Here is a 15,209-nt window from a genome sequence, read left to right as displayed (position 1 = left end):
TATTGACTCAATCAATATATGGATCGACCTTGATCGATCCCTATCGCGATCTGGCCACCGGCGCTACTTCGTCACCGCGTCCAGTGCGTCCACCGTGCCCCAGCCGTAGAAGCCGTTGCGGTTCTTGGACCCCTCGCACACCGCGTCGACCTTGCCGTCGCCGTTGATGTCGTACGGGTCCGTGCACGGCGTGGCGTCGGCCTCCGCGTACAGCAGCGCCTTCACCAGGGCGGGCGAGGCGTGCGGGTGCGTCGACTTGATCAGCGCGGCCACCGCGGCGGCGTGCGGCGAGGCCATCGACGTACCGGCCATGTAGCCCCACTTGCCGCCGGGCAGCGTGCCCAGGATCAGACCGCTGGTCGCGGGCGGCGCGGGCGTCTGGTAGACCGTCGAGTCACCGCCGGGCGCGGCGACGTCGATGGTGCCCAGGCCGTAGTTGGAGAAGGACGACTTGATGCCCTTCGCCCCGGTCGACGCGACCGTCACGACACCCGGCAGCTGCGTCGGTATGTCGAAGCACTCCGACGGGTCGATCACCCGGTCCGAGGGCGTGCCGTCGTTCGGCGAGACCGGGTCGGTGATCTCGTCGGCCGCGAGGTCGTAGTTCTCGTTGCCGGCCGCGGCGACGTTCACCACGCCCTTCTTCTCCGCGTACCGCGAGGCCCGGGTGACGGCTTCCACGAGCGCCTTCTGGTCCGGGTCGTCGGTGCAGTTGAAGTACCAGGGGTCGGTGTAATAGCTGTTGTTGGTGACGTCGACGTCGTGCGTGGCCGCCCACATGAAGCCGCAGACCACGGCCTCCGTGTAGAAGTAGCCGGCGGTGGTCGACACCTTGATGCCCGCCACCTTCACGCCGGGCGCCACGCCCGTCATGCCGACGCCGTTCTTGGCGGCCGCGATCTCACCGGCCACGTGCGTGCCGTGCGGGCTCTCCGCCGCGCTCGGCCGCCACGCCCCGTCTGCGGTGTCCGGCTTGCCCGTCACGCAGTTGACCGACGCGGCCCGGTCGAAGTTCGGCGCGAGGTCCGGGTGGGTGTCGTCGACGCCGGTGTCGATCACGGCGACGGTCACCTTGCGGCTGCCGAGCGACTTCTCGTGCGCCTTGTCCGCCTTGATGGCGGGCAGGTCCCACTGGAGCGACTCCAGCGGGTCCTGACCGGCGTCGGCGACGGCCCGGACGGCGGCCATCTGTGCCGAGCTGAGCGCCTTCGGCGTGCCCTCGTCGGTCGTCGACTGCGCGGGCAGCGGCGCGTTGCGCGTGTTGCCCGCCGACTCGACCCCGCGGACCTTGCGGATCGTCTTCGCGAAGTCGGGGTTCGAGGAGTGGACGACGATCACGCCGATCCGGTCGTACGACGTCACGATCGTGCCGCCGGCCTTGCCGATGGCCTTCTTCACCTGGGCGGAAGGAGCGTGCCCGGCACGGACGTTGACGACATAGCTGAGCGCCGTCCCGTCCGCCGTGGCGGAGGCGAGGACGTCGTTCACTGCGCCGGTGACTCCGGCCACGGTGCCGGGCAGGTCGGCCGCGGAAGCCGTGGCGCCCGGCAGGAACGCCATGGCCGTCGCCATCGTCATGCCGAGCGGGATCGCGAACGCGCGCCGGTAGCGCGTGTGGGGCCCTGTCATGATGGAAGTTTCTCCAGTTCGTTCGGGGTACAAGCGGTCCGTGCGGGTGGTGTCGCGGCTCGCGTTCGGCGGGTCACTTGACCGCGCGCAGCGCGTTGACGATGCCGAAGCCGTAGAAGCCGTTGACCCGGGTGCCGCCCTCGCACACCGCGTCCTGTGTGCCGTCGCCGTCCTGGTCGTAGGACGCCGGGCAGCTCGTGGCGTTCGCCTGCGCCTTCAGCAGCGCCTGGAGCTGGGCCGGGCTCGCCTTGGGGTGCGTCGACTTCAGCAGCGCGGCGACGCCCGCGGCGTGCGGCGACGCCATCGAGGTGCCCTGGAGGAAGCCGTACTCACCGTTCGGCAGGGTGGACAGGATGCGGCCGTTCTGCGAGGGCGTGTCCGGGATCTGGTAGAGCCGGTCGCCACCGGGGGCGGCGACGTCGACGACTCCCTTGCCGTACGAGGAGTAGTACGACTTGAGGTTCTTGACGCCCGTCGCGCTGACCGTGACGACACCCGGCAGCTGCGTCGGCACGTCGAAGCACTCGTGCGGGTCGACGGTGCGCTCCACCGGGGTGGAGTCGTCGGGGCTCGTGGCGTCGACGATCGCGTCGGAGTCCAGGTCGTGGTTGGAGTTGCCCGCCGACGCCAGGTTGAGCGTGCCCTTGTGTTGCGCGTACAGCTGCGCCCTGTTGACCGAATCAACAATGGCCCGCTGATCGGGGTCGTCCATGCAGTTGTACAGCCATGGATCAACGTAGTAGCTGTTGTTCGTGATCTCGACGCCGTGGTCGGCGGCGAACACGAACGCGCACACGACGCTCTCCGGGTAGAAGAGGCCGTTGCTCCGGTCGGTCACGTTGATCGCGGAGACCTTCACACCGGGAGCGACCCCGGCCACGCCGATGCCGTTGCGGGCCGCGGCGATCTCACCGGCCACATGGGTGCCGTGGTAGTCGTCCGCGGTGTACGGCCGCCAGGCGCCCGCGCTGGTGTCCGGGACACCGCCGTCGCAGTTGGCCGACTGGGCGGCGGAGAAGTTCGGCGCGATGTCGGGATGGGTGTCGTCGACGCCGGTGTCGATCACGGCGACGGTCACCTTGCGGCTGCCCGGGTTGATCCTGGCCGCCTTGTCGGCGCCTATCGCGCGCAGGTCCCACTGGTCGGCCTCCAGCGGCTCACTGGCCGGCGTGGCCGCGGACGCCTTCGCGACCTTCGCGGCCTGCGCGTCCGACAGGACCTGGACCGCGCCCTCGTCCGTCGTACCGGCCGGGGTCAGTGCCGAGGTGCGGGTAGCACCGGCCGACTGCACTCCGCGCACCTTGCGCATCTGCGCGGCGAAGTCCGGGTTCGACGAGTGGGCGACGATCACACCGATCTTCGCGTAGGTGATCACCACGGTGCCGCCGGCCGCCGGGACGGCCTTCCTGACCTTCTCGATCGTGCGACGGTCCAGCTTGGTGTTGACGACGTACGAGAGATTCGTCGCCTCCGCGGCCGACGCCGTGCTCCGTGCGAGAGGGGCGGCCGAGGCCGCCGCGGGCAGGAAGCCGAGCGAGGCCGTGAGGGACAGCGCGACCGGTACGGCGAGCGCGAGCGTGCGTCTCGAACGTCTGGAACGCGGCTGGGACATGGGGTCTCCACATCATCCGGAAACGAAACCGGCCCGAGACGCAGGTGTCGCTCGGGCAGGTACATGACGGGTGGTGCAGGCCGAAGCTATCTTCCGAAGTCGCTGGCCAGCAATGACTTGCCCAAGGTGAGTTAGGAAAGAAGCAAAGCGAGTTGAACCGGTCCGTGCGTGCCGCCGTGACCTTGGGCAGGGAACGCGAGGACACTCGCCCCCGATCCCCGTCACAACCGCACGAGCAACGCGAGGAGACTTCGTGTCCACCGACGCACCGCCCCCCTCGAAAGAGCAGCACAAACTCCCCACCACCGCGGAGTTCACCGAGGTGCAGGAGAGCGCGGAGTTCGGTGAACTGCGCCGCTCCTACCGCTCCTTCGCCTTTCCGCTGACCGTCGGCTTCATCGCCTGGTACCTGCTGTACGTCCTGCTGTCCAACTACGCGGGCGACTTCATGGGCACCAAGGTCGTCGGCAACATCAACGTGGCCCTGGTCCTGGGCCTCGCGCAGTTCCTGACCACGTTCCTCATCGCCTGGTGGTACTCGCGCGTGGCCGCCGCCAAGTTCGACCCCAAGGCCGAGGCGATCAAGTCCCGGATGGAGGGCGGCGCATGAGCCCCGCGTTCACCTTGGCGGCCGGCGAGGCCAGCGAGCACCGGCCGCTGATCATCAGCCTGTTCGCGGTCTTCGTCGTCGCGACCCTCGTCATCACGGTCTGGGCCGGACGCCAGACCAAGGACGCCTCCGACTTCTACGCCGGCGGACGCCAGTTCACCGGCTTCCAGAACGGCCTCGCCGTCTCCGGCGACTACATGTCCGCCGCGTCCTTCCTCGGCATCGCGGGCGCCATCGCCCTCTTCGGCTACGACGGCTTCCTGTACTCCATCGGCTTCCTGGTCGCCTGGCTCGTCGCCCTGCTCCTGGTCGCCGAACCGCTGCGCAACTCCGGCCGCTACACGATGGGCGACGTCCTCGCGTACCGCATGCGCCAGCGCCCGGTCCGCACCGCCGCCGGCACCTCGACGATCGTCGTCTCGATCTTCTACCTGCTGGCCCAGATGGCCGGCGCCGGCGTCCTGGTCTCGCTGCTGCTCGGCATCACCTCCGACGCGGGCAAGATCGGCATCGTCGCCCTGGTCGGCGTCCTGATGATCGTCTACGTCACCATCGGCGGCATGAAGGGCACCACCTGGGTCCAGATGGTCAAGGCCGTCCTGCTGATCGCGGGCGCCCTGCTGCTGACCTTCCTGGTGCTGCTGAAGTTCAACTTCAACATCTCCGACCTGCTCGGCTCGGCCGCCGACAACAGCGGCAAGGGCGCCGCCTTCCTGGAGCCCGGCCTGAAGTACGGCGCCACCGGCACCACCAAGCTGGACTTCATCTCCCTCGGCATCGCCCTGGTCCTCGGCACCGCGGGCCTGCCGCACATCCTGATCCGCTTCTACACGGTGCCCACCGCCAAGGCCGCCCGTAAGTCGGTCCTGTGGGCCATCGGCCTCATCGGCGCCTTCTACCTGATGACCCTCGCCCTCGGCTTCGGCGCCGCCGCGCTGATCAAGCCCGACGAGATCATCGCCTCCAACAAGGCGGGCAACACGGCCGCGCCACTCCTGGCACTCCATCTGGGCGGTGTCGACTCCAACTGGGGCGCGATCCTGCTGGCCACCATCTCGGCGGTCGCCTTCGCCACGATCCTCGCGGTCGTCGCCGGCCTCACCCTGGCCTCGTCCTCGTCCTTCGCGCACGACATCTACGCGAACGTCATCAAGAAGGGCCAGGCCACCGAGAAGCAGGAGATCAGCGCGGCCCGCTGGGCCACCATCGGCATCGGCGCCGTCTCCATCCTGCTGGGCGCCCTGGCCCGCGACCTGAACGTCGCCGGACTCGTCGCCCTCGCCTTCGCGGTCGCCGCCTCCGCCAACCTGCCCACGATCCTCTACAGCCTCTTCTGGAAGCGGTTCACCACCTCCGGAGCCCTGTGGTCGATCTACGGCGGTCTCGTCTCCGCGGTCGGCCTGGTGCTGTTCTCGCCGGTCGTCTCCGGCAAGCCCACCTCGATGTTCCCCGACGTCGACTTCCACTGGTTCCCGCTGGAGAACCCGGGCATCATCTCGATCCCGGTCGGCTTCCTGCTCGGCGTCATCGGCACCTACCTCTCCAAGGAGGAGCCGGACAAGGGCAAGTACGCGGAGCTGGAGGTCCGGTCCCTGACCGGCACCGGCGCCCACTGACACGCCCCCTGAGCGGCCGCGTCGTAGGTCTCTACGACGCGGCCGCTCCATACGTCGTGGGATCGGCACCTGTCGATGTCGGTGACGTCACGTAGGCTCGCAAGTGACGGAAGAACACTGTGCTGATCCGCGACGAGGGAGGGGGCCCGCGTGCTCATCGACACCTACGGCCGGCAGGCCACCGACCTGAGGGTCTCGCTGACCGACCGCTGCAATCTGCGCTGTACGTACTGCATGCCCGAGGAGGGCCTGCAGTGGCTGTCGAAGACCGACCTGCTGAGCGACGACGAGATCGTCCGCCTGATCGACATCGCCGTGACCCTGCTGGGGATCGAGGAGGTCCGTTTCACCGGTGGTGAGCCGCTGCTGCGGCCCGGTCTGGTCGGCATCGTGGAGCGGGTGGCCGCGCTGGCCCCACGCCCGCAGATGTCCCTGACCACCAACGGCATCGGCCTGAAGCGCACCGCTGCCGCGCTGCGGGCGGCGGGCCTTGACCGGGTCAACGTCTCCCTGGACACCCTGCGCCCGGACGTCTTCAGGACGCTCACCCGCCGGGACCGCCACCGGGACGTCCTGGAGGGCATGCGGGCCGCCCATGAGGCGGGTCTGACGCCGGTCAAGGTGAACAGTGTCCTGATGCCGGGGCTCAACGGTGACGAGGCCCCGGAGCTGCTGGCCTGGGCGGTGGAGCACGATTACGAACTGCGGTTCATCGAGCAGATGCCGCTGGACGCCCAGCACGGCTGGAAGCGCGACGGCATGATCACCGCCGGTGACATCCTGGCCTCTCTGCGTACTCGTTTCGAGCTCACCGAGGAGGGCTCGCAGGCCCGCGGTTCGGCGCCGGCGGAGCGCTGGCTGGTGGACGGCGGCCCGCACCGCGTCGGTGTGATCGCCTCGGTCACCCGCCCGTTCTGTGCCGCCTGCGACCGCACCCGCCTCACGGCCGACGGCCAGATACGCACCTGTCTCTTCGCCCGGGAGGAGACCGACCTCAGGGCGGCGCTGCGCTCCGGTGCGCCCGACGAGGAGATCGCCCGCATCTGGCGGCTGGCGATGTGGGGCAAGAAGGCGGGAGCGGGCCTCGACGACCCGTCCTTCGTCCAGCCGGACCGCCCGATGTCAGCCATCGGCGGCTAGGTCCAGTCCGGCGGATCGGACACTGGGCCGGATCGGCCCCCAGGCCGGTCCGGGGACCCTAGGCCCCTTCGGGCGCCTGCCAGTCCTCGAACTTCACGACGTCCTTGAGGAACCCCCGCACCCCGAGGAACTGCGAGAGATGCTCCCGGTGCTCCTCACAGGCCAGCCACGTCTTCCGCCGCTCCGGCGTGTGGATCTTCGGGTTGTTCCACGCGAGCACCCAGACGGCGTCGACACGGCAGCCCTTCGCGGAGCAGATCGGGGTCTCGTCACTCACGGATTCGTCTCACAACCGGGGTGGAAAAGGCGACGCCGAGCAGCCACGGGGGGAGCTGCCCGGCGTCGGTCTGTCGCTCCGACGGGGGATGCGGAGCGCGTAGGAAGTATGTCACGGGTAACCCGTCGCCCGGCACTGGAACAACATGATTGATCTGAGCTTTTCTTGAGCTTGGTACGGAGCCGACTTCTCATGTCCGCTCGTGCGGTTCGCCCCGCGCACCCGACGCCGAACCGCCCGAACCGTCTTCCGGGACGGGTTCCGCGAAGTCGTCCTCGGCCCGCGGCGGCATGATCATCGTCCGGGTCGGCGCGGTCACGAACGTCGACGGGAGCGACGGCGCGTTCTCCCGCCCCGCATTGGCGACGACGACGGCGATATAGGGCAGAACCGCCCCGAGCACCAGCGCCACGATCGCGACGTGCCGTTCGACGTTCCAGAGCGTGGCCGCGAGCACCACCGACAGCGTACGGACCGTCATCGAGATGACGTACCGGCGCTGCCGCCCGCGCACGTCGTCCTGGAGGCTCGTCCGGGCTCCGGTGATCCGGAACACCTCGGCGCTGCCGCCGCCACGCTGCTTCCGCATCACATTCCACCATCCGCCCGCATCGGACTCTCCCCGCCCCACATCCGTTCCCCACCCGGTGCGGACACCGGGCCGGAACAGCCTCCACGTTACGCCGCGCCTCCGCCGCCTACGAGACCGGGGCACCTCCCGCCTGGGCGAACGACCTCGCCCACCGCACGTACGGCCGTACCCGACATGCGCCGTACGGCGAACGGACCGACACTGGCCGTAATGCTCACGTCGAGCCGTACGAGGAGGCAGCCATGGGCTGGTTGTGGGCGATCATCGTGGGATTCGTGCTGGGTCTGATCGCGAAGGCGATCATCCCCGGAAAACAGCACAGTCCCCTCTGGCTGACCACCATCTTCGGCATGCTGGGCGCCATCGTCGGCAACGCCATCGCGCGTTGGGCGGGCGTCGACGCGACCTCCGGCATCGACTGGAGCCGCCACGCGTTCCAGCTGATCGCCGCGGTCATCATCGTCGGCGTCGGCGACATGCTCTACATGGCGACGCTGGGCAAGAGGAAACAACAGACCTGACACAAGGGGCGCGGAGAACCTCCGCGCCCCTTCTACGTTCATGCTCCGGTGACCTCGACAGCGGCCAGGTTCTTCTTGCCCCGGCGCAGCACGAGCCAGCGACCGTGCAGCAGGCTTTGCAGAGCGGGAACCGCGTCCTCGGCGGTGATCTTCACGTTGTTCACGTAAACGCCGCCCTCCTTGATCGTCCTGCGCGCGGCCGACTTGCTGGCGACCAATTCAGTCGCAGCCAGCATGTCAACGACCTGGGACAACCGGTCGATCTTGATGTTCGGTAGCTCTGAAAGTGCTGCGGCCAACGTCTTGGCGTCCAACTCCGCCAGCTCGCCCTGCCCGAACAGGGCACGGCTCGCCGCGATCACGGCGGCCGTCTGGTCGGCGCCGTGCACCAGTGTCGTCAGCTCCTCGGCCAGCGCCCGCTGCGCGGCCCGCGCCTGCGGACGCTCCTCGGTCTGCCGCTCCAGCTCCTCCAGCTCCGCACGGGACCTGAAGGACAGGATGCGCATGTACGTCGAGATGTCCCGGTCGTCGACGTTCAGCCAGAACTGGTAGAACGCGTACGGCGTCGTCATCTCGGCGTCGAGCCAGATGGCCCCGCCCTCGGTCTTGCCGAACTTGGTGCCGTCCGCCTTGACCATCAGCGGAGTCGCCAGACAATGCGCCGAGGCCTCCGGCTCCAGCCGGTGGATCAGGTCCAGGCCCGCCGTGAGGTTGCCCCACTGGTCGCTGCCGCCCTGCTGGAGCGTGCAGCCGTACCGCCGGTACAGCTCAAGGAAGTCCATGCCCTGGAGCAGCTGGTAGCTGAACTCCGTGTAGCTGATGCCCTCCTGGGACTCCAGCCGGCGCGCGACCGAGTCCTTGGTGAGCATCTTGTTGACGCGGAAGTGCTTGCCGATGTCCCGCAGGAACTCGATGGCCGACATGCCGGCCGTCCAGTCCAGGTTGTTCACCATCGTCGCGGCGTTCTCGCCCTCGAAGGACAGGAACGGCTCGATCTGCGCGCGCAGCCGGTTCACCCAGTTCGCGACGGTCTCCGGGTCGTTCAGCGTGCGCTCCGCCGTGGGGCGGGGGTCGCCGATCTGGCCCGTGGCACCGCCCACCAGCGCCAGCGGGCGCAGGCCCGCCTGCTGGAGCCGGCGCATGGTGAGGACCTGGACCAGGTGACCGACGTGGAGAGAGGCCGCGGTCGGGTCGAAACCGCAATAGAACGTGACGGGACCGTCCGCGAGCGCCTTGCGCAAAGCGTCCTCGTCGGTGGACAGGGCCCACAGCCCTCGCCACTTCAGCTCGTCGACGATGTCCGTCACGGTTCTCGTATCTCCTCGAAAGATCCTCGGGCAGTCGAGTGACTACCGCCTACGAGGTTATACGCCCCGACTGACAGAACTCATATTGAAATCCGGTACCCGCAGCGCGGGCATCGCGGCCCTGGTGAACCAGTCGCTCCACTCCCGCGGCAGCGTCTTCTCCGTGCGCCCGGCCTCCGTCGCCCGGCCCAGCAGGCCGACCGGCGACTCGTTGAACCGGAAGTTGTTGACCTCGCCCGTGACCTCGCCGTTCTCGACGAGGTAGACGCCGTCCCGGGTCAGCCCGGTGAGCAGCAGCGTGGCCGGGTCGACCTCGCGGATGTACCAGAGGCAGGTCAGCAGCAGCCCGCGCTCGGTGTTCGCGACCATCTCGTCCAGGGAGACGTCCTGGCCGCCGTCCAGGACCAGGTTGCCGATCGCCGGGGCGACCCCGAGCCCGGTCAGGCCCGCGCTGTGCCGGGTGGTCGTCAGATGCGCCAGCGAGCCCTGCCTGATCCACTCGGTCGCGCCGACCGGAAGACCGTTGTCGAACACCGACTGGTCGCCCCCGGAGGAGTGCGCGACGACGAAGGGCGCGGACTCCAGACCGGGTTCGTTCGGGTCGCTGCGCAGCGTCAGCGGCAGGTCGGTGAGCTTCTCGCCGATCCTGGTGCCGCCGCCCGGCTTGGAGAACACCGTCCGGCCCTCGGCCGCGTCCCGGCCCGACGCCGACCACAGCAGATAGATCAGCAGATCCGCGACCGCGGTCGGCGGCAGCAGCGTCTCGTACCGCCCGGCGGGCAGCTCCACGCGCCGCTCGGCCCATCCGAGGCGTACGGCGAGTTCGGCGTCCAGCGCCGCCGGATCGACGTCCTTGAAGTCCCGCGTGGAGCGTCCGGCCCAGGCCGAGCGGGTGCGGTCCGGCGACTTGGCGTTCAGCTCCAGCGTGCCGTTGGGCTGGTCGTGCCGCAGCCGCAGCCCCGTGGACGTGCCCACGTACGTCGACACGAGCTCGTGGTTGGCGAAGCCGTACAGCTCCCGGCCGCCCGCACGCGCGCGTGCGAAGGACTCGCCCAGCGCCGGGGCGAAGTCGGCGAAGACGGCCGAGGAGGTCTCGGTCGGCGCGTCCGTGAAGTCGGGGGACTCCGGCACACCCGTGACCAGCGGCTGGGCGTCCTCAGCGGACCCGGCGCCGCGCGCGGCGGCCTCGGCGGCCCGGACCAGCGGCTCCAGCTCGTCCGCGGTCACCGCCGACCGGGAGACGACCCCGGAGGCGGTGCCCTCCTTGCCGTCGACGGTCGCGACGACGGTGAGCGTGCGCCCGCGCGTGACGCCGTTCGTGGTGAGGGCGTTGCCCGCCCAGCGCAGGTTGGCGGTCGAGTGCTCGTCGGCGATCACGACACAGCCGTCCGCCCGAGACAGCGCGAGCGCCTGCTCGACGATCTCGTGCGGCTTGTTGGTACGCGGGCTCATCGACCGGCCTCCTGCGTGGTGTTCAGAATGTTGACGCCCTTGAAGAGGGCCGACGGACAGCCGTGCGACACCGCCGCGACCTGCCCAGGCTGGGCCTTGCCGCAGTTGAAGGCGCCGCCGAGCACATAGGTCTGCGGCCCGCCCACCGCGGCCATCGAGCCCCAGAAGTCCGTGGTGGTCGCCTGGTAGGCGACGTCCCGCAGCTGCCCGGTGATCCGCCCGTTCTCGATCCTGAAGAACCGCTGCCCGGTGAACTGGAAGTTGTAGCGCTGCATGTCGATCGACCAGGACCGGTCCCCTACGACGTAGATCCCGCGGTCCACGCTCCCGATCAGGTCCTCCGTGGACATCCCGGCCGGGTCCGGCTGGAGCGAGACGTTGGCCATGCGCTGCACCGGGACGTGCCCGGGGGAGTCGGCGTAGGCGCAGCCGTTGGAGCGCTCGAACCCGGTGAGCTTCGCGATCCGCCGGTCCAGCTGGTAGCCGACGAGGGTGCCGTCCTTCACCAGGTCCCAGGACTGGCCCGCGACGCCCTCGTCGTCGTAGCCGATGGTCGCGAGGCCGTGCTCGGCGGTGCGGTCACCGGTGACGTTCATCAGGTCCGAGCCGTAGCGCAACTTGCCGAGCTGGTCGAAGGTGGCGAAGGAGGTGCCGGCGTAGGCGGCCTCGTAGCCGAGCGCGCGGTCCAGTTCGGTGGCGTGGCCGATGGACTCGTGGATGGTCAGCCAGAGGTTGGACGGGTCGACGACGAGGTCGTACAGGCCCGCCTCGACGCTCGGCGCGCGCATCTTCTCGGCGAGCAGCCCGGGCAGTTGCTCCAGCTCGCCCTCCCAGTCCCAGCCGGTGCCCGTGAGGTACTCCCAGCCGCGTCCGACCGGCGGCGCGATGGTCCGCATGGAGTCGAACTCACCGCTGGACTCGTCCACCGACACGGCCGTCAGCTGCGGGTGCAACCGGACCCGCTGCTGGGTGGTGACGGTGCCCGCGGTGTCGGCGTAGAACTTGTTCTCGTGCACGGTGAGCAGCGAGGCGTCGACGTGGTTGACGCCGTTCGCCCCGAGCAGCCGCGCGCTCCAGTCCGCGAGCAGCGCCGCCTTCTCCTCGTCGGGCACCGAGAACGGATCGATCTCGTACGACGAGATCCACGTGCGGTCGGCGTGCACGGGCTCGTCGGCCAGCTCCACCCGCTCGTCGGACCCGGCGGCCCGGATCACCTGCGCGGACAGCTTCGCCATGGCCACGGCCTGCGAGGCGACCTTGGCGGCGGCGTCCAGCGACAGGTCCACGCCGGACGCGAAGCCCCAGGTGCCGCCGTGCACGACCCGCACCGCGTACCCGAGGTCGGTGGTGTCCGAGGTACCGGCGGGCTTGGCGTCCCTGAGCCGCCAGGACGCGCTGCGCACCCGCTCGAACCGGAAGTCCGCGTGCTCGGCGCCGAGCGCACGCGCGCGTGCCAGCGCGGCGTCCGCGAGGGCGCGTAGGGGAAGCGCTGTGAAGGCTTCGTCGATGGTATGAGGCACCTGGGTCTCTTCCTGTCGGGATGGGGGCGGCCGGCGGTCGCTCCGATCATGTCGCGGCGACCGGTGCGGGGACCACACGTTTCCGCCCGCTGTCGGCATCTTTCTGTAGGGACCCGACAGCGAGTCCCGTAACCCACTGTCGGTGCCCGAATGTCCCCGGGCGGGAGCGGCCCGATAGGTTTTCAAAGAAGCCGCCTGTCATCCACGTGTTCGGGCGGATGTGTCAGACCCCTATCGAAAGGGTGATCCGTTGAGCCGCTCGGTTCTCGTCACCGGAGGCAACCGGGGCATCGGCCTCGCCATCGCCCGCGCATTCGCCGACGCCGGCGACAAGGTCGCCATCACGTACCGCTCCGGTGAGCCGCCGGCCGGCTTCCTCGCGGTCAAGTGCGACATCACCGACTCCGAGCAGGTGGAGCAGGCCTACAAGGAGATCGAGGCCGAGCACGGCCCGGTCGAGGTCCTGATCGCCAACGCCGGCATCACCAAGGACCAGCTCCTGATGCGCATGTCCGAGGAGGACTTCACCTCGGTCGTCGACACCAACCTCACCGGCACCTTCCGCGTGGTCAAGCGCGCCAACCGCGGCATGCTGCGCGCCAAGAAGGGCCGGGTCGTCCTGATCTCCTCGGTCGTCGGCCTCTACGGCGGCCCCGGCCAGGCCAACTACGCGGCCTCCAAGGCGGCCCTGGTCGGCTTCGCGCGCTCCCTCGCCCGTGAGCTGGGGTCGCGCAACATCACCTTCAACGTCGTCGCGCCCGGCTTCGTCGACACCGACATGACCAAGGTGCTCAGTGACGAGCAGCGTGAGGGCATCGTGAAGCAGGTGCCGCTCGGTCGTTACGCACAGCCGGAGGAGGTCGCCGCGGCGGTGCGGTTCCTCGCCTCCGACGACGCCTCGTACATCACTGGAGCCGTCATCCCCGTTGACGGCGGACTGGGAATGGGTCACTGATCACCATGAGCGGAATCCTCGAAGGCAAGCGCGTCCTGATCACCGGTGTGCTGATGGAGTCCTCCATCGCCTTCCACGCCGCCAAGCTGGCCCAGGAGCAGGGCGCCGAGATCATCCTGACGGCGTTCCCGCGGCCCACGCTGACCGAGCGCATCGCAAAGAAGCTCCCCAAGCCCACCAAGGTCATCGAGCTCGACGTGACCAACGACGAGCACATGGGCCGACTGGCCGACGTGGTCGGCGAGGAGCTCGGCGGCCTGGACGGCGTCGTGCACTCCATCGGCTTCGCGCCGCAGGACGCCCTCGGCGGCAACTTCCTGAACACCCCGTTCGAGTCCGTGGCCACCGCCATGCACGTCTCGGCGTACTCCCTGAAGTCGCTGACCATGGCCTGTCTGCCGCTGATGCAGAACGGCGGCTCGGTCGTCGGCCTCACCTTCGACGCCCAGTACGCCTGGCCGCAGTACGACTGGATGGGCCCCGCCAAGGCCGCCCTGGAGGCCACCAGCCGCTACATCGCGCGCGACCTGGGCAAGCAGAACATCCGCTGCAACCTCATCTCCGCGGGCCCGATCGGCTCGATGGCCGCCAAGTCCATCCCGGGCTTCAGCGACCTGGCCTCCGTGTGGGACGACCGCTCCCCGCTGGAGTGGGACCTCAAGGACCCGGAGCCGGCCGGCAAGGGCATCGTCGCCCTGCTGAGCGACTGGTTCCCGAAGACCACCGGCGAGATCATCCACGTGGACGGCGGTCTGCACGCCATCGGCGCGTAGCACCGAACCTCTGCCGCCGTGCGGGGCCCGTGTCCTCCAGGACACGGGCCCTCACTCGTTCGGCCCACCAGGCCAGGCGCCCGGCGGCCGCAACTGCGCACCCTGGATTACGCGTTCACCCCGCGATTCCCTCCCCAGCACGGCCGAGGAGGTCCCCTTGTGCGCCTGTCCCGCAGCCTGGCCTCAGTGACCGCCGCCGTCTGTCTCGTGATGTCCCTGCCGTACGAGGCGCTGCCACACGCACGCGTGAAGGCGCCCAGGGCCGCCGCACCGGAGCTGTTCGGCGCGGGGTGCCACAGCCGGATCACCGGCTCCCGTGTGACCGCGTACTGCCACAACCCCTATCCGCGGACCGACGGCGTCACCCTGCACATCGAGTGCGACCGCTGGTGGGACGTCGACAGCGACGGCGGCATGGTCGAGGCCGGGCCCGCGCAGACCGTGCGGCTGAGCGGCCGGTGCTGGAAAGAGGTCCGCGCGTTGTGGATCAGCCACCGGAAGCTGGCGCGCTGAACCGCCCCGGACGGCACAGGAACGGATAGCCGGCGGCCTCCTCGGCGGCGGCCGTCGCGTCACCCGCGCGGATCGCGTCGACGAGCCGGGTGTGGTCCATGTACGTCTCCGGCGTCAGCTCCTCGCCGACGTCCTCGCGCAGCCAGTCCCGCAGCACCTCGCCGAGGTCCGCGTACATCTCGGTCATCACGTCGTTGTGCGAGGCGGCCACCACGGCGAGGTGGAAGGTGGCGTCCGCGGTCACGAAGGCCTCCTTGTCGCCCGATGCCCACGCCTCCTCGCGGCGCACCAGGAGCGCGTCCAGCTGCTTGAGGTCCTTCTCGGTGCGCCGCTCGGCGGCCAGCCGCGCGGCGGACGACTCCAGGGTGGAGCGCAGCTCGGCGACGTGCCGTGGGTCCGCGTCGGCGAACCTGCGGTGCATCACGCCCGCCAGCTCACTGGTCGCCACGACGTAGGTCCCCGAGCCCTGGCGGATGTCCAGCAGGCCGTTGTGCGCGAGCGCGCGGACGGCCTCGCGGACGGTGTTGCGGGCGACCCCCAGCTGCTCGACCAGCTCGGGCTCGGTGGGGATCCGGGAGCCGACCGGCCACTCACCCGAGGTGATCTGGTTGCGCAGCGCGGCGATGACCTGCTCGGACAGGGCCGAACGACGGGGATGGCTCAGGGGCATGGCACACCTTCGCACGGGCGGA

General features: G+C 69.6%; 15 protein-coding genes. 7 read left to right on the top strand and 8 right to left on the bottom strand.

Annotation, left to right across the window (positions count from 1 at the left end; genetic code table 11):
* Positions 1 to 63 precede the first annotated feature (63 nt).
* Complete coding sequence (locus tag G3I78_RS19865) at positions 64 to 1,629, bottom strand: S8 family serine peptidase (RefSeq protein ID WP_164426386.1); 1,566 nt, start codon at positions 1,627 to 1,629, stop codon at positions 64 to 66.
* Positions 1,630 to 1,702: 73 nt separating this feature from the next.
* Positions 1,703 to 3,241, bottom strand: coding sequence for a S8 family serine peptidase (locus G3I78_RS19860; protein WP_164426384.1), 1,539 nt, complete (start codon positions 3,239 to 3,241; stop codon positions 1,703 to 1,705).
* Between the two features lie 253 nt (positions 3,242 to 3,494).
* Between G3I78_RS19860 and G3I78_RS19855 the strand changes: the two genes are divergently transcribed.
* The 3 genes from G3I78_RS19855 to moaA all read left to right on the top strand — a co-directional run bounded on the left by G3I78_RS19855 (position 3,495) and on the right by moaA (position 6,607).
* Positions 3,495 to 3,851 carry a DUF485 domain-containing protein gene (locus G3I78_RS19855; RefSeq protein WP_164426382.1) on the top strand — a complete coding sequence of 119 codons (357 nt, stop codon included), beginning with the start codon at positions 3,495 to 3,497 and terminating at the stop codon, positions 3,849 to 3,851.
* Complete coding sequence (locus G3I78_RS19850; RefSeq protein WP_164426380.1) at positions 3,848 to 5,467, top strand: cation acetate symporter; 1,620 nt, start codon at positions 3,848 to 3,850, stop codon at positions 5,465 to 5,467. The genes G3I78_RS19855 and G3I78_RS19850 overlap by 4 nt, the downstream gene beginning before the upstream one ends.
* Positions 5,468 to 5,617: 150 nt before the next feature.
* Entirely contained in the window at positions 5,618 to 6,607 is a 990-nt protein-coding gene (gene moaA / locus G3I78_RS19845; RefSeq protein ID WP_164426378.1) for a GTP 3',8-cyclase MoaA, read from the top strand.
* 58 nt (positions 6,608 to 6,665) lie between these two features.
* On the opposite strand, the gene G3I78_RS19840 is transcribed toward moaA, so the two are convergent.
* Positions 6,666 to 6,884, bottom strand: a complete 219-nt coding sequence (locus tag G3I78_RS19840) for a hypothetical protein (RefSeq protein ID WP_123759849.1) — start codon at positions 6,882 to 6,884, stop codon at positions 6,666 to 6,668.
* 190 nt (positions 6,885 to 7,074) lie between these two features.
* Positions 7,075 to 7,473, bottom strand: a complete 399-nt coding sequence (locus G3I78_RS19835) for a DUF3099 domain-containing protein (RefSeq protein ID WP_164426376.1) — start codon at positions 7,471 to 7,473, stop codon at positions 7,075 to 7,077.
* A gap of 245 nt (positions 7,474 to 7,718) precedes the next feature.
* On the opposite strand from G3I78_RS19835, the gene G3I78_RS19830 reads away from it, so the two are divergent.
* Positions 7,719 to 7,997, top strand: coding sequence for a GlsB/YeaQ/YmgE family stress response membrane protein (locus tag G3I78_RS19830; protein WP_164426374.1), 279 nt, complete (start codon positions 7,719 to 7,721; stop codon positions 7,995 to 7,997).
* 38 nt (positions 7,998 to 8,035) lie between these two features.
* Here G3I78_RS19830 and tyrS read toward each other — a convergent pair whose 3' ends face one another.
* From tyrS to G3I78_RS19815, 3 genes are read right to left on the bottom strand one after another with little or no spacing between them, the layout of a single operon-like run.
* Complete coding sequence (gene tyrS / locus G3I78_RS19825; protein WP_164426372.1) at positions 8,036 to 9,304, bottom strand: tyrosine--tRNA ligase; 1,269 nt, start codon at positions 9,302 to 9,304, stop codon at positions 8,036 to 8,038.
* Between the two features lie 57 nt (positions 9,305 to 9,361).
* On the bottom strand, positions 9,362 to 10,756 hold the full coding sequence (locus tag G3I78_RS19820) for a metallopeptidase TldD-related protein (RefSeq protein WP_164426370.1): 1,395 nt from the start codon (positions 10,754 to 10,756) through the stop codon (positions 9,362 to 9,364).
* Positions 10,753 to 12,276: a TldD/PmbA family protein gene (locus tag G3I78_RS19815; protein ID WP_164426368.1), complete on the bottom strand. Its 1,524-nt coding sequence runs from the start codon at positions 12,274 to 12,276 to the stop codon at positions 10,753 to 10,755. Before G3I78_RS19815 ends, G3I78_RS19820 begins: the two co-directional genes overlap by 4 nt.
* Positions 12,277 to 12,526: 250 nt before the next feature.
* Here G3I78_RS19815 and fabG point away from each other — a divergent pair, with 250 nt between their 5' ends.
* From fabG to G3I78_RS19800, 3 genes are all read left to right on the top strand, one after another.
* The gene (gene fabG / locus G3I78_RS19810; protein WP_164426366.1) at positions 12,527 to 13,231 is read left to right on the top strand and encodes a 3-oxoacyl-[acyl-carrier-protein] reductase; all 705 of its coding nucleotides are present in this window, start codon (positions 12,527 to 12,529) and stop codon (positions 13,229 to 13,231) included.
* 5 nt (positions 13,232 to 13,236) lie between these two features.
* Positions 13,237 to 14,004 carry an enoyl-ACP reductase FabI gene (gene fabI / locus G3I78_RS19805; RefSeq protein WP_164426364.1) on the top strand — a complete coding sequence of 256 codons (768 nt, stop codon included), beginning with the start codon at positions 13,237 to 13,239 and terminating at the stop codon, positions 14,002 to 14,004.
* A 159-nt stretch (positions 14,005 to 14,163) separates the two neighbouring features.
* Positions 14,164 to 14,517: a hypothetical protein gene (locus G3I78_RS19800; protein ID WP_164426362.1), complete on the top strand. Its 354-nt coding sequence runs from the start codon at positions 14,164 to 14,166 to the stop codon at positions 14,515 to 14,517.
* On the opposite strand, the gene G3I78_RS19795 is transcribed toward G3I78_RS19800, so the two are convergent.
* On the bottom strand, positions 14,492 to 15,187 hold the full coding sequence (locus G3I78_RS19795) for a FadR/GntR family transcriptional regulator (RefSeq protein WP_164426360.1): 696 nt from the start codon (positions 15,185 to 15,187) through the stop codon (positions 14,492 to 14,494). The two genes, G3I78_RS19800 and G3I78_RS19795, sit on opposite strands and share 26 nt — an antisense overlap.
* Positions 15,188 to 15,209: the final 22 nt, after the last annotated feature.

It is taken from the genome of Streptomyces sp. SID13726, assembly GCF_010548375.1.
Classification (GTDB): Bacteria; Actinomycetota; Actinomycetes; order Streptomycetales; family Streptomycetaceae; genus Streptomyces.
This window is presented reverse-complemented; position numbering and strand designations above follow the sequence as displayed.